We start from the raw sequence: 22,527 nt of genomic DNA, 5'->3' as shown, positions 1-22,527 counted from the left end.
TAATAAATTAAAAAAACAATGATTTTTCTTTAGGCATGAATGTTGAACTTTATGTTCAAACATTAAATATAGGAGTGATAATAAATGAAACAATCTGCATTTATTGTAATACTTTTTATAATTGCTTTAGCAATTTCAGTATCAATTTATGAATATGGTTTAGGTAACGCAGCAAATTTTAAAGATGGAAGCAATCGAGAAGTCCCACAAAATTTAATGGGACAAGTTTATACAGGTGGTCCCCTGGTTGCACTTTTAATTACGCTATCAATTATGGATTTTGCGATTATTATTGAAAGAATGCTATCCCTGAGAAAGGCTGCTGGTAGAAGAAGTGTTCCAAAATTTTTCAAAGAAGTTTTAGAAAAAGTAAGGGCAGGAGATTTAACCGAAGCAATACAATTGTGTGATGAACAAAGAGGATCTGTAGCTAATGTTATTAAAGTTGCTCTAACAAGATATTATGAACTTACATCTGAAAAAACAATAACAGATTCAGAAAAACAACTAATTGAAGTTCAACGCTCTATTGAAGAAGCATTAATGTTAGAAACTCCTTTACTTGAAAAAAATCTAATAGCTCTTTCAACTATTGCATCAATAGCAACTATGGTTGGATTATTAGGTACAGTTATCGGGATGATTCGTTCATTTAGAGCATTAGCACATGCCGGAGCTCCAGATGCTATTCAATTGGCAACGGGAATTTCGGAAGCTTTGATTAATACTGCAGGAGGTTTATTCGTTGCAATTTTAGGGATAGTAGCTTACAACTTTTTCGTAAATAAAGTAGATAATTTTACTTATCAGATAGATGAGGCAACATATAATATAATGCAAGTATTTAAAGCGAAATGAGGTTAAATTATGCCACGAATAAAGAAAGGAAGAATTCCTGTAAAAATAGATATGACTCCTATGGTTGATGTTGCATTTTTACTATTAACTTTTTTTATGCTTACAACTCAATTTAGACCACCTGAAGAAGTTGAAATACAATTGCCATTATCTCACTCAGAAATTAAGTTGCCAGAATCAAATACAATGACACTTATCATTAGCGATAGTTCAAAAATATATCTTGGTTTTGATTCTGCTTATATGATGGAAAATATGTTTGGACAGCAAAATCGCAATCGTCAGGCTGTGGAAGTAAATCTGGAAACTTTGCCAGACCTATTAATAAAAGCAAGAATTTCAAATCCTAAGTTGAGAACTATTGTTAAAGGAGATGCAAATGCTGAATATGGAATAGTTTCAGATATAATGGATATATTGAAAAAAACTCAGATAACACGATTTGCTATGGTCACAAATTTTAAAACAAATTAAAGGAGATAACATGGCAGGAGTTGATGTAGGCGGAGGTGAAAGTAGCAAGAAAAAGCACGGGAAGAAAAAGTCTAAGAAAAGAATAAGCATAAGAATAGATATGACGCCAATGGTTGATGTTGCTTTTTTATTACTAACTTTTTTTATGCTTACTACTGTTTTTAGAAAACCACAAACATTGGAATTAAACTTACCACCTAAAGATGTTGATGTAAAAATAGCAGAGTCAAATTTAATGACTTTAAGAGTAGATGAAAACATGAATATTTATTGGAATATGGGAATTGAAGTTCCCAGGAAAATTAAGTTCGAAGATTTAAGAAAATTTCTTATCGAAAAAGCAAAAGAAAATCCAAAACTTGTTGTTCTAATTAAAATAGACAGGAAAAGTAAATACCATGCAATGATAGATATAATTGATGAATTAAATCTTGCAAACCTTACACGATTTTCTTTGGCACCAATGACGGAAATAGATAAAAAAGAAATGGCAAGAGCGTCTTAAAGGAGATTGGTTATGACAAATACAATTTCAGTCAAAAACAATATTTATGGTGCATTTGAATTAAAAAAATTATATCCAAGGAATTTTTCTATTGGTTTAATTATAGCTGTTGTTCTTCATATAATAATAATTACGTCTTACTATTTTTATCTTTCAATGAGTAAAGAAGAAGAAAATGTACCTACAGTTAGAATATTAAAATATAGCGAGTTGGGTCCACCACCTTCGATAACAAATGATGTACCTCAACAAATATCTGTAGTCCCTGGTTCAACAGCCGCTCCAACGGTTGGTATTCCTGTCCCCGTTCCAGAAGACGAAGCTCCACCAGAACAAACAATTGCAACACAACAAGAATTAAGTCAACAATCTTCACCTGCATTAACAGAAGGACTTGGAACTGGAGTAACACAGATAACTCAAGATATCAAAATAGAAGAAGAAAAAGAGGAAGAGCCCGATATAAATGCTTTTGTAGCAGTAGAAAAATTACCAGAAATGGTAGTTTCTGCACAACCCGTATATCCCGATATAGCACGAAGAGCAGGCATAACAGGTAAAGTTTATGTAAAAGTTTTGATCGATAAAGAAGGGAAACCTAAAAAAGCAGTTATAATAAAATCTGATGCAGAAGTTTTTAATGAAGCAGCAATTGAAGCCGCTATGAAATGTGCATTTACTCCTGCTTTACAGAATAATAAACCTGTATCTGTGTGGATAGTCATACCATATAAATTTACTCTACAAGGTCAATAAAATGAATAATGTTTTTACTTATATTTCGTATTCAATGGGTACACTCTTCATAGTTTTGGGATTAGCAATAATATTTACAAATATTGCTCCTAATTACTTGCCTGAACAATTTAAAATTATGATGGGAATAGTTTTGTTGATGTATGGTGTATTTAGATTGGTTTCTACAAAATTGAGAAATAAAAATGGTTAATGTTTCACTTAAATATGGATTAATTTTATTATTGTTAATTGGCTGTGAAAAAGAACCTAATGAAACTCCAACTAAAGGATATTTGAAATGTTATGTTGATGAATCTCTTTTTAATTTAATTAAAGAGGAAGCTGAATTATTTATGAGTTTGTATCCAGACACAAAAATAGATCTTGTTTCTGTTAAAGCAAGAGAAGGGATAGTTGCACTGCTGAATAAAGAGACAGAAATATTTATTGGTTCGCGTCAATTTAATGATGAAGAAAAAAAGTTTATTGAAAAAACAAAATTTGATGTTGAGTTATACAAGTTTTGTTATGATGGTATTGCGATTATAAGTAATAAAAACTCACATTTAGATAAAATTTATTTGCCAGATTTGAAAGAGATTTTAAATTCTCCAACCCCAAGAATGAAAATTGTAATGCCCGATAAAAATTCAGGAGTATATGAATACATAACAACAAATTTAGTTAAGGAAGAATATTTAAAAAATGTTGAAATAGTCCCCGGTGAATATGATGTTATTAAAAAAGTTATTAATTCTCAAAATACTATTGGTTTTGTTGGATTGAATACTCTAAAAGGAATCGATAATATAAAGATTTTGAAAGTTGGAGTATGGGATAATAATATTAATGGTATTAATTATTATTTACCATATAATGCTTATTTAGTAAATGGCACATACCCACTTTATCGTACAACATATATTTTACTTAGTGAAGTTGGATTAGGTGTAGCTTCAGGTTTCACTTCATTTCTTACTGGCAATGATGGACAAAAATTGGTTATGAAAAATGATCTTGGTCCTGCAACAGTTCCTGTTAAGTTAATTCAAATAAATTAATTCTGGTGAAAAAGATGTTGAGATATAACATTTTTATTTCTTTCTTATTTTTTGCTTACTTTAACTTGAATGCACAGGATGCTTTATCGGATGCACAAAAGCTTATTGAAAAAAAACAATATGAAGAAGCATTTTTAATAGCAAAAAATTTATTGAATAAAGATTCTGCAAACACAGCATTAAAAATTTTAATACAGCTGCAATATGCAAATTATATCAATAAAGATGTTTATGAAAATCTCGGTGATGCTTATTCGAAACTGAACATTAATGAATTAGCATTAACGAATTATGAAAAGGCAGAAGCGATTGATTCATTAAATGTTCAACTTAAATTTAAAATTGCAGAATTGTTTTATAAAGAAAAAAGATTTAAAGAAGCTATTAACAAATATTTAAAAATAATTCTAATTGAGCCCAAGAATGCTAAAGCATATTTAGCAGTAGCTACAATTTTCTACCAGGCTAAATTTTATACGGATGCCTTTATAATGTTCGAAAAGTATTTGAGTTTAGAAAAATCATTAGATGCATATCAAAAAATTATTACTGCTTTGCTTGAAATTAAAAACTATGAAAAGGCTTATAACTATGCATTACAAGCTTTAAATTATTATCCAAATGACGATGCAATAAAGAAAAACTTGGCTTTGGCTTCGTATGCTCTGAAAAAATATGATGAATCAGCTAAATATTATATGTCTTTGCCTGATTCTTTAATGAGAATAGATGATTATGAAAATGCAGCTCGTTCTCTCGCTCAAATTAAGCAGGATTCTTTGGCAATTAGATATTTTGAAAAAGTAATCGAATTAGATAGCACACGTTCTAATGTTTACTTGGAATTGGCTAATGTTTCTTTTAGAAATCATAATTATTCACAAGCAGTTAAGTACTACAAAGCAATAACTAATTACGACGAGAAAAATGAATTTGCTTATCGATTCCTGGGATTTTCTTATTACCAGTTAAAAGATTATGAAGAAGCTCGCAAGACATTATTAAAAGCATCGGCTTTAAATGATACTATTGTCAATACTTATTTTTATTTGGCACAAACATATAAAAATTTAGACTCTCTTAATCAAGCTGTAGAACAATATAAGAAAGTTATAATGCTGGCTAATGATAAAGAAAAAATGTATAAGGATCAGTTATTAGAAGCAAATTATTTTATAGGTCAAAGGGCATTTTTAAATAAAAATTATGCAGTGGCTATTCAATATCTACAAAAAGTACTTGAATTTAAACCAAATGATGTGGGTACACTTGAGATGCTTGGATTAAGTTATCATCAACTTGGTAAAATTGAAAACGCAATACGAATTTATAAAAGAGTAAAACAACTGAATCCAAATAGTGAAGTTGCAAAAAAAGGTCTAAGAATGTTAAGTGCAGATTAAAACTAATTTAAGAGATGTAAATGAACGATAAAAGTATTAAAAAGCCTCCCAAATTTGGATTGGAATTATTGAAACTGTTGTTTATTATGTTGATACTTTTAGTTATACTATATTTAGTAAAAATAATTTTATAGTGAAAATGAAAAATCAGAAAGATAAATTTTCTTTTACACCAACACATTTCAATCCATGGCATCATGTTGAGTTTGGAGATGATGCCCCTGAGTTTGTCAATGCAATAATTGAAATACCACAGGGCTCAAAAGGTAAATATGAACTTGATAAGAAAAGTGGTTTATTGAAATTAGATAGAGTTCTTTTCTCCGCAGTTTATTATCCAGCAAATTATGGATTTATTCCTCAAACAATAAGTGATGATGGCGATCCACTGGATATTCTTGTTTTATCTTCAATTGATGTAGACCCTCTTTGTATCATTGAAGCAAAAGTAATTGGACTGATGAGAATGGTTGATGATAATGAAAAAGATGATAAAATAATATCAGTTGCAAAAAATGATATATCACTTAATTACATTAATGAATTAAAAGATCTGCCACCACATACAACCATTCAGCTAAAAAGATTTTTTGAAGATTATAAAAAACTCGAACACAAACATGTAATAGTTGAAAAGTTTTTTGGTAAAAAAGAAGCATACAAAATAGTTAACAATTCTATTGCACGATATAGAGAAGAATTTAAAATAAAGTAAAATTTATTGAAGGTTAGTTTTTAGTGACCTAATAAGATTAAAATAAAAATGTCACTGGGTGTGAAAACAAAAATTTATAATAAGTTTTTACAAATTGTAGTGTGCATAGTTATTTCTCTAATCCAGATCTTTAGTGTTGAATTAAATATTCAGAGAAATCATTATTTTCAAGTTACCAATAATTCGAAGGAATTTTGTAACAGAACTAACAATGAATTAGATACAAAAATAGTTCTAAATGCAAAAGATGAAGTTGTTAAGATTTTAGATAATATTTCTCATAAAACAAAATTAACAAACTTTATAAATTCTTCTTTAGAAAATTTATTTTCTGAAATTAGAACCATTGCAATCCTCTGTAATCAACCTTTTCTTTCATCTTATCTTCTTGAACAATCTGAATTAATTTTACGAGCCCCGCCTTTCACCTTTTAATTACTTACTTCTTAATAAAAAATAATTGTATTTCTGCTGATTAATTTCTCAATTAAAACAAAGGGGAAGCAATGAAAATTTATTCTTTATTACCTAATTTTTTGAAAGGGAATGCATTATATTCTTATAGCAAAACATATATTTCAAGAAGAACATTAATAATATTACTTACGATTAAATTAATTATGAAAATTTATTTATTTCTTTTAGGTCTTTATTTAATTGTCAAATTTGGAGAGTTTATAACTGTAATTATTTTAGGTAAGTAATAAATTTTACAATAAAAAAATTATTAACTGTTCAAATCATTCGCAGGAAATTTCTGAACGCATATGAAAGTAAACTGAGTATTAATATTTATATTAATCTCAAGTATTTTTTGATTTGTATTTCCAGAATAAATAAAATGGGATTCCGCTTGATATTAAAACTAATCCCATCATTGCATCATCTGTATCAGATATTATAGAATTTATAAGGAAAAGTAGAGCTGCTACAACAAAGATTATAGGAGTAAATGGATAACCCCAAATTTTGTATGGTCTTTTTTCGTCTGGCATTTTCTTTCTTAATACAATTACACCATAAGCACCTAACATATAAAATAACCAGGATGCAAACATTACGTAATCAGTGATAGTATCAAAAGAGCCTGATAGAACAAGCATACATGACCATATTCCCTGTATTACTAATGCAATATGTGGAGTCCCAAAAGTAGGATGGACTTTACCCAAACTTTTGAAAAATAATTCAGCTCTTGCCATTGCAAAAGGCACACGTGCAGTTGCAAGAATACTTCCATTAAGTGCACCGAATGTTGAAATAATTACAATCAATGAAATTATTGAGCCACCTTTAGTGCCAAATATTTTTTCTGCTGCTGTTGCTGCTACCAGAGGAGATTTTGCCATTTCATTTATTGGAAGTACATAAAGATAGGCAATGTTTATAAGAACATAGACAAAGATTACTATTAAAACACCGAACAATAAACCCAGTGGAACATTTCGTTGTGCATTTTTCACTTCACCTGAGACAAATGTTAAATTGTTCCATGCATCATAAGCCCAGAATGCTCCTGCAAAGGCAAGTCCAATTAAACTAAAAAGATTTTTTGAAGTTGATTCTGGTAAGGTAAAATTTGAATACACATTTGAGAAACTACCATTGCCATATAGAAATAAAAGAAATGCAAATATGATTATTACAAAAATTTTTATATAAGTTAGAATTGTTTGAACAGCTCCACCAAATATTACACCTGCATAGTTTATAGAAGTCAAAATTATTATTGAAAAAATTGCAACAGATTTAGTACCAAAATCCACAAATGGATAAATCTTTCCAACTAAAGGAAAGTAGAAATAAAAATTCTGCCATGCTTCTGGAAGTTGAAATAATTTTATGAAATAACCAATATATTCAGCAAATACATATGCAATTGCAGCCTGGCTACCTGTTTGTATTACAGATAATATTGACCAACCATAAATATAAGCAGTAAAATCTCCATACATTTTTCTAAAATAAACATATTGACCACCAGTAGCCTCTATCATTCCAGAAATTTCTGCATTAACAAATGCACCAATTAAAGTTATTAGACCAGCTGCTATCCATATTAAAATTAATAATTCTGGAGAACCTAATTGTTCTGCCATTGTTGCTGGTTTTCTAAAAATTCCAGAACCAATCATCGAGCCAGCAACAATCATTATTGATGCTGTAAGACTGAGTCCTCGTACTAATTCTGTCTTTCTGCTTTTCGAAGCCATAATTTTAGAAGTTTATCTAAAAAGATAATTGAATGATAATGAAATCTCAAATTTGTTTTTTAATTTGTTAAGAAATAATTCGGATTTGATAAAAAATTTATTTTCATTTTGGACAGTGATTAACTTTTGTTAGATTTCCATAAAAAAATTTTTGGTACTAACCTTTTTTAACCTCAATAAGAATATGATGTTCATATTTTTTATGGAGATATATTAGTGGAAACATATCTATTCTTTCTGTTCATATTAATAATTCTTGCTATTTCAGATTTAATGGTAGGTGTTGCCAATGATGCTGTAAATTTTATTAACTCAGCAGTTGGTTCTAAAGTATCTACAAGAAAAGTTATCCTTTCTTTTGCAACTGTTGGAATTTTATTTGGTGCTCTATTTTCTAGTGGAATGATGGAAGTTGCAAGAAAGGGGATTTTTAATCCTTCAATGTTTACTTTCCCCAATTTAATGATTGTGTTTTTAGCAGTAATGTTTGTCGATGTTCTATTTCTTGATTTTTATAATACATTTGGATTACCTACTTCAACTACTGTTTCGATGGTTTCTTCTCTGTTTGGTGCAAGTGTATTTATGTCACTAATTAAAATTCATGAAGCTAATAGTAGTATAGATAATATTGTGAATTATATTAATGTCGTTAAGGTTACTGGTATCTTTTCGGCTATTTTTCTTTCAGTTTTAATTTCATTTACTGCAGGCTCAATAATTCAATTTCTTTCAAGATTGATTTTTACATTTAACTACGAAAAAAGATTAAAACGTTATGGTGCTATCTGGGGTTCTCTGGCGTTAACTTCTATTGTTTATTTTATTTTTGTTAAAGGAATTAAAGGAGCATCCTTTCTCTCTGATGATATAATAAAATGGGTTCTACAAAATTCAATTATTGTGCTTACAATTAGTTTTGTTTTTTGGGCATTAATACTTGAGATGGTTATATTATTTACTAATATAAATATTCTTAAACCAATTGTATTAATAGGTACATCATCTTTAGCTTTGTCTTTTGCTGCAAATGATCTTGTTAATTTTATTGGCGTACCACTTGCTGGATTGAGTTCTTATAAATTAGCATCTAATAGCACAAATCCTTTTACTATGACAATGGAAGGCTTATTAGAACCAGCTAAAACAAATCCATTGCTTTTATTAGCTGCTGGTTTAATAATGGCTTTAACTATCTGGAAAAGTAAAAAAGCACAAACTGTTACAAGAACTGAAATTAATCTCGGTCGACAATTCGACGGTTATGAAAAATTTGATTCATCACCAATAGCTCGCTCGATTGTAAGAGTTAGTTTTTTGTTTGGTAAAAAAGTAAAAAGTATAATTCCTAAAAAGATTTATAAAAAAATTGATAAAAGATTTGATTCAGATAATGTTGAATATACTGGGCATAATAAAAAAGAGAAACCTGCTTTCGATTTGATTCGTGCTACTGTTAATTTAATGGTATCAAGTTGTTTAATCTCTTTAGGCACTGCATATACATTACCACTTTCAACAACCTATGTTACATTTATGGTTGCAATGGGGACTTCCTTTGCAGATAGATCTTGGGGTAGAGAAAGTGCTGTTTATCGTGTTAGTGGTGTTATTACTGTAATAGCTGGATGGGTATTGACAGCTTTTATTGCTTTTTTAATGGCAGGTATTTTAACATTGATTTTTTATTATGGTAAACTTGCTGCTGTAATAGGAACAAGTATTTTAACAATTTACATATTTATTAGAACTGCTTTGATTCATAAAGAGGCTGATAAGAAAATTCAAAAGAAAGAACTGGTATTCAGTGGTGATGGAGTTGCATTAATACCAGAATCAATACTCGAAGATGTTATGCATTGTTTAAATCAAACAATTAATATTTACGAAGATATTTATTCTGGTCTTACTAATGAAAAAAGAAAACAATTGAAAAAAGCAATTAAAGAATCTCAAGAACTTGAAGAGCATAGTGAACTTGTAATAAGAAAGTTACTCAATTCTATTCATTATTTAGAAAATGGTTATGATGAAGATATAGATTTTGGTAAGGCTATTTCATCTTTTAGAGAAATTTCTAATTCTTTAATTGAGATTTCTGAAATATCTTTTAATCACGTTGATAATAATCACTCTGGCTTTGTAAAAGAACAAAAAGAAGATTTTAAACATCTAAGAAATAACTTAATTGATTTGATAAATACTGCAACAAAAAAAATTAATAAAGAAGATTCACGAAAAATAGATGATATCGAAGATAATGTTAAGGATATCAAAAAGTTCATAAAAAAGATAAGTAAAAATCAGCTTTCTCTCTTAAAAAATGGAACTGTGAAACCTCGTACAAATCTTCTCTTCTTGAATTTATTATTCAAAACTGAAAACATAGCTGATAATGTATTAACTATCATGAATTTTAGTAGATTTATAACTGAATCAAAGAAAATGATTAAGTAATATTAATGAAGATAAAATTTCCAAAACTCCATAACCAGATTGTTATTGGATTAATACTTGGAGCTATATTTGGCTCACTCTTTAAGGTTAATACTCATCGACTTGAAATCAAGTATATTCAAAATGGTGAACAAACAATTTTAGTAGCAGAAAACTGGGTTAATTTAATTTTCGTTGTTGATAATGACTCAATAAAATTCAATCCCAATCAACAACTTGAGATAATCAATTATTTTAATAAGATAAAGGAGAGAAATCCTGTTGTTGTTTTAGAAAAATTTTATTCTGTTGAAGAAAACAAGTATGAAGAATTCAAAAAGTGCGAAAATATTTTATCGATTAATAAGCAGCAAACTATTGCTCAATCGATTAAATGGATAGGAGAAATTTTTATAAAATTACTAAATATGATTGCAGTTCCTTTGGTTTTAGCATCTTTAATAGTTGGAGCTGCAAGTTTAGGAGATATAAAAAAGTTTGCACGCATAGGTGCAAAAACTATAATATTATATATACTAACAACTATCATTGCAATCACACTTGGTTTAATAGCTGCAAATATAATTCGTCCTGGTGAAATCATGGGGACGCAAACAAAACAAAGATTAATGTCGATTTATGATTATGATATAAAATCAAAAATACATGCTGATCTGGATTTTAGTTTATCAAAAATGCTTACCGATATAGTTCCGAGAAATCCAGTATATGCAATAGCAAATTCAGAGATGCTCCAGATTGTTTTTTTTGCTGTAATCTTTGGTATGGCACTTACTCTAATAAAGAAAGAAAAAGCAGAATCTGTAGTTAATTTTTTTGATGGTTTAAGTGAAGTGATGATTAAGCTTGTAGATATAGTAATGATGATAGCTCCTATTGGAGTTTTTGCTCTTATATCGGCAACAGTTTCAGAATTTGGTTTTGATATTTTGCAAACTTTGATATGGTATTCTATAACAGTTTTATTAGGATTGATTATTCATGCATTTGGTATATATTCGATTATCTTAAAATCATTTTCAAAAATTAGCATCAAAGATTTTTATAAAAACATTAAACGTGTTCAAATTGTTGCTTTTACAACCAGCTCGAGTGCTGCTACTTTACCTGTTAATATGGAAGTATGTCAGGATAATCTTAAAATCTCAAAAAGCATTACAAGTTTTGTATTGCCACTTGGTGCAACAATAAATATGGATGGTACTGCATTATATCAAGGTGTGGCTTCAGTTTTTATTGCACAGGTTTTTGGTATGGATTTATCAATTGTTCAGCAATTAACAATAATTTTTACAGCAGTTCTTGCATCAATAGGAACAGCACCAATTCCAGGAGTAGGAATTATAATGTTAATTGTTATTTTGAAATCTGTAGGAATTCCTGAAGAAGGAATTGCACTTATTATGGGAGTAGATAGAATACTGGATATGTGCAGAACTGTGGTTAATGTAACTGGTGATGCAGTGGTCGCTTCGGTTGTGGCAACATCTGAAAAAGAAATTAATATTTAATGAATATTATTTTACTTTTGATATCAATTTACCATTCAAACCTTCGTATGCAATTAATTCTGCATCAATAGAACCAATCAAAACTTTTGTCTTTACTTTCACTGGCACTTTAAGTTCATCGTCTGTTAACCAGACAATAATTGAACCTTCACTTTTGAATAAACCTCCTTCTTTAACTATGGGTTCGAGTATTAAACACTTAAATGTCCCTGCAGAAACACTCACAACTTCTCTTCCACGAAAAACTACTTCCAGGGGATATACTTTATCTTTATAAAAATTTTCAAGAAGTATTTTATCATTAACTTTCATTTTAGAGTAATCGAAAGTACGTGCGAGATAAAATGCAGATACAATATCATTAACATACTTGGGAATATCATATGTCCCTTCAGTTGTAATTGCTTTCCCTTTTCTTTGGTCAAAAAAAGCAGAAAAATCTCTTGAGTATTTTCCCTCTCGAATATGTTGCTCAAATCGCCAGGGGAAAATACCTTCTACATCAATGTAGGTTTCGTATCTATCTCGTACCTTGTAAAATAAATCAAAAGTAGGTACCGAGCTAACTTTGAATACTACATTATATACATCTCTACCAGCAATTTTAATTATTTTAGGAATTGAGAATTCTGCAACTCCAGCTGTAATAAATCCATATTTAACATCAAATATTAATTTTTCTCCCTGTCGAAAAGCTTTATTTTCAATTTTTCTAAAACTTTCATTCAAAAAAAATCCACTGGAAAAGATTAACAATAGAATTATAAAGGGATATAAAAAATGAAATCCCAAATATTTTTTATCTAAAACAACTTTTAGTTTTTTTAAAGTGAGTAATATCATTTCTCTTTTTCTATATCTGTAAGAATATTTTTAACTGATTTGAAAACCTCGTTAATATCAATAGTGTTCATACAATTTATTTTTTCTGACATTTTATTTGATTCATGACAGTTAATTTTTGGTTTAAAAATTATTTTTCGATTAGTATAAGGTCCCCATCTTTCTTCGGAACATTCTGTGATGTTGGGATAAAAACCAATCACAAATTTTCCAAGAGCAGAAGCAATATGTATTGGTCCAGTCGAATTTGCGATTAATAATTTACATTGATCAATAAGTGCAATAAGTTCTGACAATTCTAACTCGCCTGAAATGTTTTTTGTTTTCTCGTTTACAACAAGTGACTGGCATAGTTCCTTTTCATTTATATTTCCTGTGATTAAAATCTCAACATCAAGTTCATCAGAAATTTTTTTTACTAATTCTTTCATTTTGTTAATTGGCAAATCTACCGAACTTCCACCACTACCAGGATGAATGATTATTATACTTTTTTTAATGTTAACATTTTTATTTGCTAAAAATATCTTAATCTTTTCTTGACTTTCTTTTGCTGGATATAAATTAAAAGTAACATTATCACGATTTATTTTTTCATCTATTCCAATTTTTTTAAGAAGGTGAACATTATATTCAAGTTCATGAAATTTTGCATCTTTGCGATGTTCATAAAGTTTTTTATTAAACAAAAAAGAATACCATCTATAACCAGTTCCAATTCTAATTTTAATTCCAGAAAAAAATAAAATTAGTGCAATACGAAATGTAGGATGGGCAACAATGCATGTATCATATTTATTTTTAAGTTGTTTTATGTTTTCAAAGATCAGTGGTTTACCTTTGTTCTCTTTTAAAGTTATAATATTATCAATGCAGGGATTATTTTGTGCAAGAGCTTTTGTATACTCACGAAGTAAAAAACTGATTTTTGAATTTGGATAATGTTTTTTAATAATTGAACATAATGGAAGAGTGAGAACAACATCTCCAATTCGATCTGTACGAACAATAAGAATATTTTCTGGTTCATTCATGTTTTAGATACAAAAGGATTATCTTTAATAAAATAACGCCATGGTAAATCTACAGATTTTTTTATTCCTATCCTTTTAGAAACTCCAATTTGTTCATCTTTTAATATTGGTTGTTCTAAAATGTAGATTTCATTTTCTGTAAGTAGAATTCCATTTTCTTTTCTACCAATATTAAATGCTTGACAAATTTTTGCAGGACCATTTGTTAGATTAATTAATTCTTTATGAGTTATATTTTTTTTGCCATAGCGATTCATCGCCATAATGTCAATTCCTTGAAGTGGTTCTAATGCACGAAGAAGAACTGCAGTGCCTTCGTCTGGTTGACCTGTAACAACATTAGAACAAAAGTGCATTCCATAAGTAAAATAAACATAGAGCTTTCCTCCACCTTGAAACATAATTTCATTTCGTTTGGTTTTGCCATTAAATGAATGGGCTGCTTCATCAATCCTGCCATCATAAGCTTCTACTTCAACAATTTTTCCGATTAAGTATTTTTTATTAATTCTTCGAACAAATAATTTCCCCAATAATTCTTTTGCAACTGTATGAACATCTCTTATATAAAATTGTACTGGAAGCTTCGGATAGATATTTATCATAGTTTACAGAAAAATTATTGTGAGTTGTAAAAATATATGTTTACAAACTAATGTGAAAAATTATCTGATTTAAAAGAAAAAATATCAAATTCAATTCTCGATGAATCATTATTCAATTAAATATTTATGTTACTTTAATTTTTAGGTTAGTCATTAATTTCTATATTTATTTTTGAAAATTAGAACAAAAGTTGAGTATGAACTTAAGGTAATGTTATTACTTTTTTTGTAAGACTTTCAAACTAAGCCAGTGTCAATTATTTCGCTTATTTCTTTAATCTTGTTTTTATAATAATCAGTTTTTTCGGGATGAATTTTTATTAGTTCTTTATAGATAGAAATTGCTTCTTTATAATTTTTTTGTGATTCATAAATTTTTGCAAGTGTTTCGGATATGATTTTTTTCCCTTTATATTCTGGAATTTCTATTTCAGTTTGTGAATCAATTTCGGGAACATAATTTATTCTTGCCTTACTTAATTGTTCTGCTAATACTTCCAGACGATCTTCAATTGAATCAACATAGCTTGATTTTTCTTCTTCCCAGATAGCTTTCTTTTTTACATCTTTTAATGAATCTCTTTCTTCAACAATTTCTTTTATAACCTGTATATAATGTTCTCTGGTTTCATTAGAATTGATGAATGAGTTTCCTTTATTGATTAATTCAATTGCTTCTTTTTCGTTACCAGTATATGCTTTAGCAATAGCAAGAATAAAATATGCAGAAGGATAATCAGGATATTGTTTTGTTCCATTTTCTAAAATTTTTATAGCTTCTAAGATTGAACCTTCTTCAATTAGAATAGATGCAACACGTGCAAAGAGTGGTGAACTGGGATTAAATTCATAAATTAATTTTATCTTATCATTTGTAAAATTTTTTTTAATCACTCAATTTATCTGCCGTTTTTTTAAGAATGCCTGTCTAAGCGACAAAATTGAAACACTTGCAAATCCAGTAAAAAACATTAATTGGAATGGAAGTGCAGCAATTTCCATAAAATAGATTGAAGCAATTACTCCAATAAGACAATAAATAGCCAGGATGAGTTCAACATAAGTGGAAGCCTGAATTTTTATGTTTTTTAAATATTTATTTTTTATAACAGTATCTTTTTTACTTTCGACTCTGAATTTAGGTGTTCTTACAAATTCACTTTTTCTATTCAATAATCCTTCTATAACAGCCCGTGTATTATTAAGAGCTAAGCCCATACTTCCAGCCATAAATAGTGGGAATAAAGCAATTCTTTTTCTCCAATCTGGATGCACATCTTTTTGTGAAAACATATAGAATAAGAAAGAACCTATGAAAGCGATAACAAAAACTGCCATTATGTTAAAGAAACTCCAGTATGGTCCAGCATTTTTTATAAATATTAAAGGTACATTTAATATTCCAGCAAGAAGAATAAATGGGAAAACGATATTGTTTGTTAAATGAAATGTCGAATGAATTTTTAATTTCAGTGGGATATTTGATTTCCATACTAATGGAAGAATTTTTTTAGCAGTTTCAATTGCTCCTTTAGTCCATCTAAATTGTTGAGCTTTAAGAGCATTCATTTCAGCAGGAAGTTCTGCTGGTGTGGTAAAATCCCTTAAGAAGACAAATTTCCATCCTTTTAGTTGAGCACGATAACTAAGGTCTAAATCTTCAGTTAAAGTATCACCTTCCCAATTACCAGCATCTTCAATACAGTCCTTACGCCATACGCCACCTGTTCCATTGAAGTTAATAAAAAATCCAGCTTTATTTCTTACGGTTTGCTCAATTACAAAATGACCATCAAGTGCTAAGGCTTGAATTTTTGTAAGCAGAGAATAATCTTCATTCAAATGTTCCCAGCGAGTTTGAACCATACCGACTTTATCATCATAGAAATAACGAAGTGTATTTTTAAGAAAATCTCTTTTAGGAATAAAATCCGCATCAAAAATAGCAATGTATTTTCCTTTTGCTGTTTTTAATCCTTCTTTAAGTGCACCAGCTTTAAATCCTTCTCGATTTGAACGACGAATATGTTTAATATCAAATCCTTCTTCCTGTTTTTGTTTTACTAATCTTGCTACTACATCTACAGTCTCATCAGTTGAATCGTCAAGCACCTGAATTTCCATTTTGTCTTTTGGATAATCTATCTGACAAACAGCGTTTATTAATCTTTCAACAACATAAACTTCGTTATAAAGTGGAAGTTGTATTGTGACCATTTCCTCGGGAATACTTTCTTTAGCAATGTGACTTTTTCTTCTATACTTTTGATGATAGTAAATCATAATAAATCCGTGACTTCCAAAGAAAAGAAGAATTGTTAAAGAAAAGATGTATGCAAACAAAATTATTTCATCAATTGCCATAGTTGTAACCTCTTATTTTACCAGTTAGAAACGACGCCAAGAAGAATATCTTCTGTAATTTTATCAATTGTTTCATCAATTGCGGTTTTGCGGAGATTGATAATATTAGAAGCATCTATTTTATAATCTGTGTAATTAGAAAAGTCTCTTTCAAATATTGTCTGACGTTTTACTAAATCTTTATAAATAACACGAACATTAATTGTAATTCTTTGTGTTGTAATTGTTTCGTTGCCCGAAATAACTGCAGGTGCATCTGAAAGAGAAGTTATTGTTCCTTCTATAAGACAATCAGAGTTAGATTTATCTGTCACCTGCAATGTATTATCATTAATAAATTTTTGAATTAATTGATTTGTAAATTTATTGCTTAAGTCTGGCTCTCCTGAACCACTTCTATCAATAAAAGTTGTAATTGCAATAGTTTTTAAATGTGGTGGAACCGAAGCACCTGTAAAAGAATACCTACAACTTGTCAAACCTATTAATAATAATAGTATATATATTTTTTTAAATACCATATTCTTTCAATTTTCTATACAGAGTTCTTTCACTAATATTGAGAAGTTTCGCAGCTTCTCTTTTATTATTATGTGTAAACTTCATAGCATTAATTATTGCTCTTTTTTCAAGTTCATTAAGAGGAAGAATTTCATCATTTTGAAAATTTATGGGTCTATAATTTACATCTTGATTATGATTCAATGCAATTTGTTTTAAATCCATTAAGTCCTTTTTTATTTCAATTAAAGCTCTATAAATCATTTCTCTATCTAAGGCTTCTGGCGAACGATTCAGATGAACAGGTAAATTTCGAATTTCTTCTTTTTTAAATTCAAGTAATGGATAAATAGAGTCGGCATCTATTATACCATCTTTGTTAAGTGCAACTGCTGTTTCAATTACATTTTTTAGTTCTCGGATATTACCAGGCCAGTGATAATTTATTAAAATTTCTTCTGCATCTTTGGTAAGTTTTGGTAAAGGTATATTGTTGTGTTCCGAGAAGTTTTTTAAGAATTGATTTGCTAATTCAATTATATCTGCTTTTCTATTTCTAAGTGGAGGAATGTTTAGAGTTACGGCTTTTAATCGAAAATATAAATCGCTTCTAAATTTTTTTGAATCTACTTCTTGCTGGAGATCTTTATTAGTAGCTGCAATAATTCGAACATCAACTTTTGTTACGGTTTCGCCCCCGATTCTCATAAATTCTTTTGTTTCGAGTACTCTTAAAAGCTTGACCTGTGTAGTTAAAGGCATTTCTGCAATCTCATCAAGAAAGAGAGTTCCACCATCGGCAATTTCAAAATATCCCTTTCTATCTTCTATTGCACCAGTAAAAGCTCCTTTTTTATGACCAAATAATTCACTCTCTAAAATTCCTTCGGGAATTGCACCACAGTTAACACTAACAAGAACTTTATTAGCTCTTTTACTGAAGCCGTGAATAGCTCTTGCAAATACTTCTTTACCTACACCGCTCTCACCTGTTATGAGAACAGTAATATCAGATTGAGCTACCTGCATTGTTATATCAATCAAATCTCTAATTTCTTTTGATTTTCCAATAATACCAAACTTCTTTTGAAATTCTTCTATGCTCATAAATAAATTCTAATTAACCATTTAAAAATAAGGTTTTACAATTAAATAATTGCAGAAATAAAAAATCATCAACTTAATAACTAAAGCTTAAATTCCAGACCATCTGAGCAAACGATTATTTTGCTTTTGTCTTTTGATGGCAAATTACGGTACCATTTGTTTAAATCTTTTTCTTGAGGTTCGTCGATATGAGTCAAAAATATTTTTCTGGGTTTAATTTTTTTAAAAGCTTCGTAAATATCATCCGTAGCTATGTGCATTGTTTCTGTTATCATAAAATCTGGTTTTGCATTTTCGAACAGGTATAAATCATTGCTGGTACCAATATCAGAACTATAGAATATTTTTTTATTCTCGATTTCAAAAAGAAAACTTGATGATACAAATATTTCAGATGGATAATTTGAAAGAAATTCTTTCTGTTGAATATGCGAATTATGTCGAGCAGTAAAATTTAGATTATTATTTATTCTGATTTTTTCATCGAAGTCAAAGCCAATTATATCAAGCTCAAAACCTAAATTTTCTTTAAACATGTAAACAGAATCAATTAAGTTGTTTAGTGGCTGAATTAAATTTTTGTGTGTATAAATTGTTAAGATTTTTGTTCTACCAATTAATTTCATTTGAGTAATTAATGCTCCTATTCCAGTAAAGTGGTCGGCATGATAATGTGAAAACAAAATTGCATCTATGGAATTGTAATCTATTTTACATTTTAAAAGTGCTTTTGAAATACCATCTCCTGCATCTATTAATAGATTATATTTTTTTGATTTAATTAAAAATGATGAATGAAATCTTCGCAGACTTGTTCTGCCAGAACTGGTTCCAATAAAAACTATTTTCATAGAACTCTCACAATTTAGTTTTGATCCCTATAAAAATATGTTATAAAGATTTTATCTTGAATAAAAATAATAAATTAATTCCTGTTTACAATTTCTTTATACTGATATAACACTTTTTTATATTAATATTGAACAAAATAAAAAACTTATGTGAATGAAATAGAAATTAACATAACAAGCGATTATGATGAAGTTGAAAAGGTAAGCGAAACCGTTACAAAATTTCTTTCCGACGAGGGAGTAGAAGAATTAATCCGTAATGCCTTCAATATTTGTCTAACGGAAGCCTTAAATAATGTTATTAAACATGCTTATAAAGGGGAAAATGGAAAGTTAATATGTGTTAAAGTTTTTAAAGATAAAGAATTTGTAGAGGTAAATATTATTGATGAAGGACTTCCAAGAGAAAATCTCGAAATAAAGAATCTGGATTTTAATCCAGAGGATCTGGATAGTTTACCAGAAAGTGGTATGGGATTATATATAATTCAGCAATTGATGGATGAACTTGATTACTTTTCAGTAAATGGCAAAAATTATTTCATATTAAAAAAATGGCTTATATAATTTTTAATGAAAACTAATTCTCTTCTCTTATTAATCACGTTATTAAGTATATTAACTGGATCTGTTAATGCACAGTATTATACACAGTACGATACTTTAAGAAGTCAGGCATTTAAATCAAATCAAACACGAAGAACTTATTTTAAAGCCAAATATCCTTCCTATTCATTGCTTGCAGGATATTTACTTGTAACAGAAGCAAATAGAGGTGATCCTTTTGCTCAACATGAGCTGGGTTTGAGATATTTGCTTGGTCAGGGTTTTCCGCCAGATACAGTAAAAGCAATTTACTGGATTAGAAAAGCTGTAGATCAAAATCTTCCTGTAGCAAAATTTAATTATGGTATTCTTTTATATAATGGAATCGGTGTTCCATGGAATCCATTTGAAGCTTATCTTAATTTTAAGAGTGCAGCAAATGCTGGTTTACCAGAAGCTGAATTTGCTTATGGTTTGATGTTGGTTGATAATTTAATCGTAAATAAAAATTATAACAAAGCTTATCAACTTTTTCAAAGTTCTGCTAAAAAAGGTTATCTGCCTGCTAAAGAAGCAATTGAACAGATGAAAAAAAGTGGCTTTACTTTTTATGAAGATACAACACAAACAAAATCTCAAACTGTAGAGGTTAATGAAGATTCTCGTTTAATAAGTTCTGAGTGGGATTTAGAATATTATAATTTTGATGATGATAGTACAAAGGAAGAAAATGTTGATATAAGTAAATTGCTTGATGGCAAGGTAAAAGATTTGAAAAAATATTTTGGAATTGATGAAGCAAAAGAAAATTTGAATTTAGCTGATACAACAGGAAAAGGAATTTTACTTTTTGCTGCAGAAAACGGAAGTCCAGAAGCAATTTATGTAATTGGATTGTGTTATGAAAAAGGATTTATGTTTGAAAAAAATTTAATTAAAGCATCGACTAACTATTTACATGCATATCGTTTGGGTTCTTATAAAGCTGGTGAAAGACTTTTTAAGATGATTGCAGATGAAAATTTTGGTAATGTACTTAAAGAAAATGTAAATAGGAAAAATACTGATGCAATGTATGTTACTGCAGGTCTTGCAGCACTTGGTTTATTAAATTTAATATCGGATCAGGAAGCACTTGAACTTCTGAAAAATGCAGCCTTACAGAATCATCTGCTTTCGATAATTGAATTAGGTTTATGTTATAGCTCAGGTTCGCTGGTTAAAAAGGATCTTAAGAAAGCTATTGAATACTGGGAAATTGCCAGAAGACTGAGTAGCAAAGAAGCATTAATTCGAATTGCATTTGCACAAATTGTCGATACAACATTTAGAAATAATGTTGAAGAACAAATTAATATTCTAAAAAATGCTGCAGAAGAAGGCTCGGTGCTTGCAGAAACTTATCTGGGTTATTGTTATGAAAAAGGGATTGGTGTAAAAGAAGAAAAAGGAATTGCTGCAAAATTATATAGACGAGCAGCTCAAAGAGGAAACCAAACAGCTTTTAATTCTCTTAAAAAAATGTATGATGAGTTAAGACCTTCAGATGAAGAATTTCAACTACTTGATGTTGATTAAGTTCGTTTCATAATAACTAATGTTAAGTCGTCATTTTGAATTGCATTCCCACGGAATAGATAGAGTGAGTTAAGTATTGCATTTTTTATTTCTTCAGGGGATTTTTCAACATTATTTTGAATTACTTTTTTCAAATTTTCTAAACCGAACATATTTTTAAAAATATTCATACTTTCTAAAATCCCATCTGAATAGAAAACTATAATGTCATTGACTTCAGGTGTTATTTGATGAGTTTCTATTATTTTTTCAAATAAACCTTTATCGTTCATTCCAATTGCAATTCCAGATGGACTGATATCAATAAATTCTTTGCTGTTATGTTTATAATAAATTGCAGGAGGGTGACCAGCTCGCACAATATTAATTTTACCATCATTTTCAATTGAAGCAATTATTATAGTCAGAAAAAATTCACGGCTCAATTTTTTAGAAAAGTATTTTTTAAGATTTATAATTATTTCTTTTACATCAGAAAATGAATCAAGTAGAAAATAGATAATGGATTGCACTCGAACCATATGAAGAGCAGCAGCCATTCCTTTACCTGAAATATCACCTACAATTACATAAGTTTTATCATTTTTTTGGATGATATCAAAATAATCTCCTCCCACTTCTCGAGCTGGTTCGTAAAAAGTTGCTACTTTGTAATTATTAATTTGTGTGGAAAAATCTGGAATTAAATCGAATTGAATTTTTCTTGCTACTTCAAGTTCACTTTTTGCAGTTAATTTATCGGCAAGTTCAAATGCTAAAAGTAGATTGAGAATTAAAAATGAGCAAAGCAGATATAATGAATTTGGTTCTGAATAGCTGATTATAAAAAAGAATAAAGCTATTAAGTAAAAAATTCTTCTTGCTGGAGAAAGTCTCAATATAAATGCATTAAATAGACTTCGGGCAAAGATAAATCCTTTTATAATTTTATTTTTTGATGGGTCGGGTTTGGGTATATCACTCTTAAAGAATTCGTAAACTTCATTAGCTTCTTGCTTGATTAGTTTTTCTATTTCCTGATAACTTAAATCACTTGTATAAAGATCAAATAGCCTTTTTATAGGATTTCTATCAGTCAAATGTTTTCCTCTTTTATCTTTATTTCTTTAGACGATTAAATATAAGGTAAGTGCCATTTTTTTGAATAATAAATTAAAGTTAAT

24 protein-coding genes are annotated in these 22,527 nt (G+C 29.0%); 14 read left to right on the top strand and 10 right to left on the bottom strand.

Going from position 1 to position 22,527, the window contains the following annotated elements:
• The first annotated feature begins 84 nt into the window (after nt 1-84).
• The 10 genes from VJY38_RS04280 (at nt 85) to VJY38_RS04235 (ending at nt 6,458) form a co-directional block, all read left to right on the top strand.
• Complete coding sequence (locus VJY38_RS04280; RefSeq protein WP_353679431.1) at nt 85-858, top strand: MotA/TolQ/ExbB proton channel family protein; 774 nt, start codon at nt 85-87, stop codon at nt 856-858.
• 9 nt (nt 859-867) lie between these two features.
• Nucleotides 868-1,332, top strand: coding sequence for an ExbD/TolR family protein (locus VJY38_RS04275; RefSeq protein WP_353679430.1), 465 nt, complete (start codon nt 868-870; stop codon nt 1,330-1,332).
• Nucleotides 1,333-1,432: 100 nt separating this feature from the next.
• Nucleotides 1,433-1,837 (top strand): ExbD/TolR family protein, encoded by a 405-nt coding sequence (locus tag VJY38_RS04270; RefSeq protein WP_434968558.1) that lies wholly within the window; start codon nt 1,433-1,435, stop codon nt 1,835-1,837.
• Nucleotides 1,838-1,849: 12 nt separating this feature from the next.
• Nucleotides 1,850-2,593, top strand: a complete 744-nt coding sequence (locus VJY38_RS04265; protein ID WP_353679428.1) for an energy transducer TonB — start codon at nt 1,850-1,852, stop codon at nt 2,591-2,593.
• Nucleotide 2,594: 1 nt separating this feature from the next.
• Nucleotides 2,595-2,786 (top strand): hypothetical protein, encoded by a 192-nt coding sequence (locus VJY38_RS04260; protein WP_353679427.1) that lies wholly within the window; start codon nt 2,595-2,597, stop codon nt 2,784-2,786.
• Nucleotides 2,779-3,636: a PstS family phosphate ABC transporter substrate-binding protein gene (locus VJY38_RS04255; protein WP_353679426.1), complete on the top strand. Its 858-nt coding sequence runs from the start codon at nt 2,779-2,781 to the stop codon at nt 3,634-3,636. Before VJY38_RS04260 ends, VJY38_RS04255 begins: the two co-directional genes overlap by 8 nt.
• Before the next feature lie 14 nt (nt 3,637-3,650).
• Complete coding sequence (locus tag VJY38_RS04250) at nt 3,651-5,039, top strand: tetratricopeptide repeat protein (RefSeq protein WP_353679425.1); 1,389 nt, start codon at nt 3,651-3,653, stop codon at nt 5,037-5,039.
• 139 nt (nt 5,040-5,178) lie between these two features.
• On the top strand, nt 5,179-5,754 hold the full coding sequence (locus tag VJY38_RS04245) for an inorganic diphosphatase (protein ID WP_353679424.1): 576 nt from the start codon (nt 5,179-5,181) through the stop codon (nt 5,752-5,754).
• A 60-nt stretch (nt 5,755-5,814) separates the two neighbouring features.
• On the top strand, nt 5,815-6,189 hold the full coding sequence (locus VJY38_RS04240) for a hypothetical protein (RefSeq protein ID WP_353679423.1): 375 nt from the start codon (nt 5,815-5,817) through the stop codon (nt 6,187-6,189).
• Nucleotides 6,190-6,260: 71 nt separating this feature from the next.
• Nucleotides 6,261-6,458 carry a hypothetical protein gene (locus VJY38_RS04235; protein ID WP_353679422.1) on the top strand — a complete coding sequence of 66 codons (198 nt, stop codon included), beginning with the start codon at nt 6,261-6,263 and terminating at the stop codon, nt 6,456-6,458.
• Nucleotides 6,459-6,557: 99 nt separating this feature from the next.
• On the opposite strand, the gene VJY38_RS04230 is transcribed toward VJY38_RS04235, so the two are convergent.
• Entirely contained in the window at nt 6,558-7,967 is a 1,410-nt protein-coding gene (locus VJY38_RS04230; RefSeq protein WP_353679421.1) for an APC family permease, read from the bottom strand.
• 216 nt (nt 7,968-8,183) lie between these two features.
• On the opposite strand from VJY38_RS04230, the gene VJY38_RS04225 reads away from it, so the two are divergent.
• Both VJY38_RS04225 and VJY38_RS04220 read left to right on the top strand, forming a co-directional pair.
• A complete protein-coding gene (locus VJY38_RS04225) occupies nt 8,184-10,424 on the top strand; it encodes an inorganic phosphate transporter (protein WP_353679420.1) in 2,241 nt (746 codons plus the stop codon).
• A gap of 5 nt (nt 10,425-10,429) precedes the next feature.
• Complete coding sequence (locus VJY38_RS04220; RefSeq protein ID WP_353679419.1) at nt 10,430-11,935, top strand: dicarboxylate/amino acid:cation symporter; 1,506 nt, start codon at nt 10,430-10,432, stop codon at nt 11,933-11,935.
• A gap of 6 nt (nt 11,936-11,941) precedes the next feature.
• Here VJY38_RS04220 and VJY38_RS04215 read toward each other — a convergent pair whose 3' ends face one another.
• The 8 genes from VJY38_RS04215 to VJY38_RS04180 form a co-directional block, all read right to left on the bottom strand.
• The gene (locus VJY38_RS04215; protein ID WP_353679418.1) at nt 11,942-12,664 is read right to left on the bottom strand and encodes a DUF3108 domain-containing protein; all 723 of its coding nucleotides are present in this window, start codon (nt 12,662-12,664) and stop codon (nt 11,942-11,944) included.
• A gap of 110 nt (nt 12,665-12,774) precedes the next feature.
• Entirely contained in the window at nt 12,775-13,812 is a 1,038-nt protein-coding gene (locus VJY38_RS04210; protein WP_353679417.1) for a glycosyltransferase family 9 protein, read from the bottom strand.
• Nucleotides 13,809-14,417 (bottom strand): DNA-3-methyladenine glycosylase, encoded by a 609-nt coding sequence (locus VJY38_RS04205; RefSeq protein ID WP_353679416.1) that lies wholly within the window; start codon nt 14,415-14,417, stop codon nt 13,809-13,811. Before VJY38_RS04205 ends, VJY38_RS04210 begins: the two co-directional genes overlap by 4 nt.
• A gap of 237 nt (nt 14,418-14,654) precedes the next feature.
• Nucleotides 14,655-15,311, bottom strand: coding sequence for a tetratricopeptide repeat protein (locus VJY38_RS04200; protein WP_353679415.1), 657 nt, complete (start codon nt 15,309-15,311; stop codon nt 14,655-14,657).
• Complete coding sequence (locus VJY38_RS04195; protein WP_353679414.1) at nt 15,312-16,781, bottom strand: cellulose synthase family protein; 1,470 nt, start codon at nt 16,779-16,781, stop codon at nt 15,312-15,314.
• 17 nt (nt 16,782-16,798) lie between these two features.
• On the bottom strand, nt 16,799-17,302 hold the full coding sequence (locus VJY38_RS04190) for an LptE family protein (protein ID WP_353679413.1): 504 nt from the start codon (nt 17,300-17,302) through the stop codon (nt 16,799-16,801).
• Nucleotides 17,292-18,389: a sigma-54 interaction domain-containing protein gene (locus VJY38_RS04185; protein WP_353679412.1), complete on the bottom strand. Its 1,098-nt coding sequence runs from the start codon at nt 18,387-18,389 to the stop codon at nt 17,292-17,294. Before VJY38_RS04185 ends, VJY38_RS04190 begins: the two co-directional genes overlap by 11 nt.
• An 80-nt stretch (nt 18,390-18,469) precedes the next feature.
• On the bottom strand, nt 18,470-19,240 hold the full coding sequence (locus tag VJY38_RS04180) for an MBL fold metallo-hydrolase (protein ID WP_353679411.1): 771 nt from the start codon (nt 19,238-19,240) through the stop codon (nt 18,470-18,472).
• Between the two features lie 150 nt (nt 19,241-19,390).
• Between VJY38_RS04180 and VJY38_RS04175 the strand changes: the two genes are divergently transcribed.
• On the top strand, nt 19,391-19,807 hold the full coding sequence (locus VJY38_RS04175; protein WP_353679410.1) for an ATP-binding protein: 417 nt from the start codon (nt 19,391-19,393) through the stop codon (nt 19,805-19,807).
• Nucleotides 19,808-19,813: 6 nt separating this feature from the next.
• Entirely contained in the window at nt 19,814-21,364 is a 1,551-nt protein-coding gene (locus VJY38_RS04170; protein ID WP_353679409.1) for a tetratricopeptide repeat protein, read from the top strand.
• Here VJY38_RS04170 and VJY38_RS04165 read toward each other — a convergent pair.
• Complete coding sequence (locus VJY38_RS04165) at nt 21,361-22,443, bottom strand: PP2C family protein-serine/threonine phosphatase (protein WP_353679408.1); 1,083 nt, start codon at nt 22,441-22,443, stop codon at nt 21,361-21,363. The two genes, VJY38_RS04170 and VJY38_RS04165, sit on opposite strands and share 4 nt — an antisense overlap.
• Nucleotides 22,444-22,527 lie beyond the last annotated feature (84 nt).

Origin of the sequence: Rosettibacter firmus (assembly GCF_036860695.1) — a bacterium.
Lineage (GTDB): Bacteria > Bacteroidota > Ignavibacteria > Ignavibacteriales > Melioribacteraceae > Rosettibacter > Rosettibacter firmus.
This window is presented reverse-complemented; position numbering and strand designations above follow the sequence as displayed.

Excerpts from the sequence above, each read along its gene's own strand:
- VJY38_RS04280 (WP_353679431.1), top strand. The coding sequence starts at position 85 with ATGAAACAATCTGCATTTATTGTAATACTTTTTATAATTGCTTTAGCA.
- VJY38_RS04275 (WP_353679430.1), top strand. The coding sequence starts at position 868 with ATGCCACGAATAAAGAAAGGAAGAATTCCTGTAAAAATAGATATGACT.
- VJY38_RS04270 (WP_434968558.1), top strand. The coding sequence starts at position 1,433 with ATGACGCCAATGGTTGATGTTGCTTTTTTATTACTAACTTTTTTTATG.
- VJY38_RS04265 (WP_353679428.1), top strand. The coding sequence starts at position 1,850 with ATGACAAATACAATTTCAGTCAAAAACAATATTTATGGTGCATTTGAA.
- VJY38_RS04260 (WP_353679427.1), top strand. The coding sequence starts at position 2,595 with ATGAATAATGTTTTTACTTATATTTCGTATTCAATGGGTACACTCTTC.
- VJY38_RS04255 (WP_353679426.1), top strand. The coding sequence starts at position 2,779 with ATGGTTAATGTTTCACTTAAATATGGATTAATTTTATTATTGTTAATT.
- VJY38_RS04250 (WP_353679425.1), top strand. The coding sequence starts at position 3,651 with ATGTTGAGATATAACATTTTTATTTCTTTCTTATTTTTTGCTTACTTT.
- VJY38_RS04245 (WP_353679424.1), top strand. The coding sequence starts at position 5,179 with ATGAAAAATCAGAAAGATAAATTTTCTTTTACACCAACACATTTCAAT.
- VJY38_RS04235 (WP_353679422.1), top strand. The coding sequence starts at position 6,261 with ATGAAAATTTATTCTTTATTACCTAATTTTTTGAAAGGGAATGCATTA.
- VJY38_RS04230 (WP_353679421.1), bottom strand. The coding sequence starts at position 7,967 with ATGGCTTCGAAAAGCAGAAAGACAGAATTAGTACGAGGACTCAGTCTT.
- VJY38_RS04220 (WP_353679419.1), top strand. The coding sequence starts at position 10,430 with ATGAAGATAAAATTTCCAAAACTCCATAACCAGATTGTTATTGGATTA.
- VJY38_RS04210 (WP_353679417.1), bottom strand. The coding sequence starts at position 13,812 with ATGAATGAACCAGAAAATATTCTTATTGTTCGTACAGATCGAATTGGA.
- VJY38_RS04205 (WP_353679416.1), bottom strand. The coding sequence starts at position 14,417 with ATGATAAATATCTATCCGAAGCTTCCAGTACAATTTTATATAAGAGAT.
- VJY38_RS04195 (WP_353679414.1), bottom strand. The coding sequence starts at position 16,781 with ATGGCAATTGATGAAATAATTTTGTTTGCATACATCTTTTCTTTAACA.
- VJY38_RS04190 (WP_353679413.1), bottom strand. The coding sequence starts at position 17,302 with ATGGTATTTAAAAAAATATATATACTATTATTATTAATAGGTTTGACA.
- VJY38_RS04185 (WP_353679412.1), bottom strand. The coding sequence starts at position 18,389 with ATGAGCATAGAAGAATTTCAAAAGAAGTTTGGTATTATTGGAAAATCA.
- VJY38_RS04180 (WP_353679411.1), bottom strand. The coding sequence starts at position 19,240 with ATGAAAATAGTTTTTATTGGAACCAGTTCTGGCAGAACAAGTCTGCGA.
- VJY38_RS04170 (WP_353679409.1), top strand. The coding sequence starts at position 19,814 with ATGAAAACTAATTCTCTTCTCTTATTAATCACGTTATTAAGTATATTA.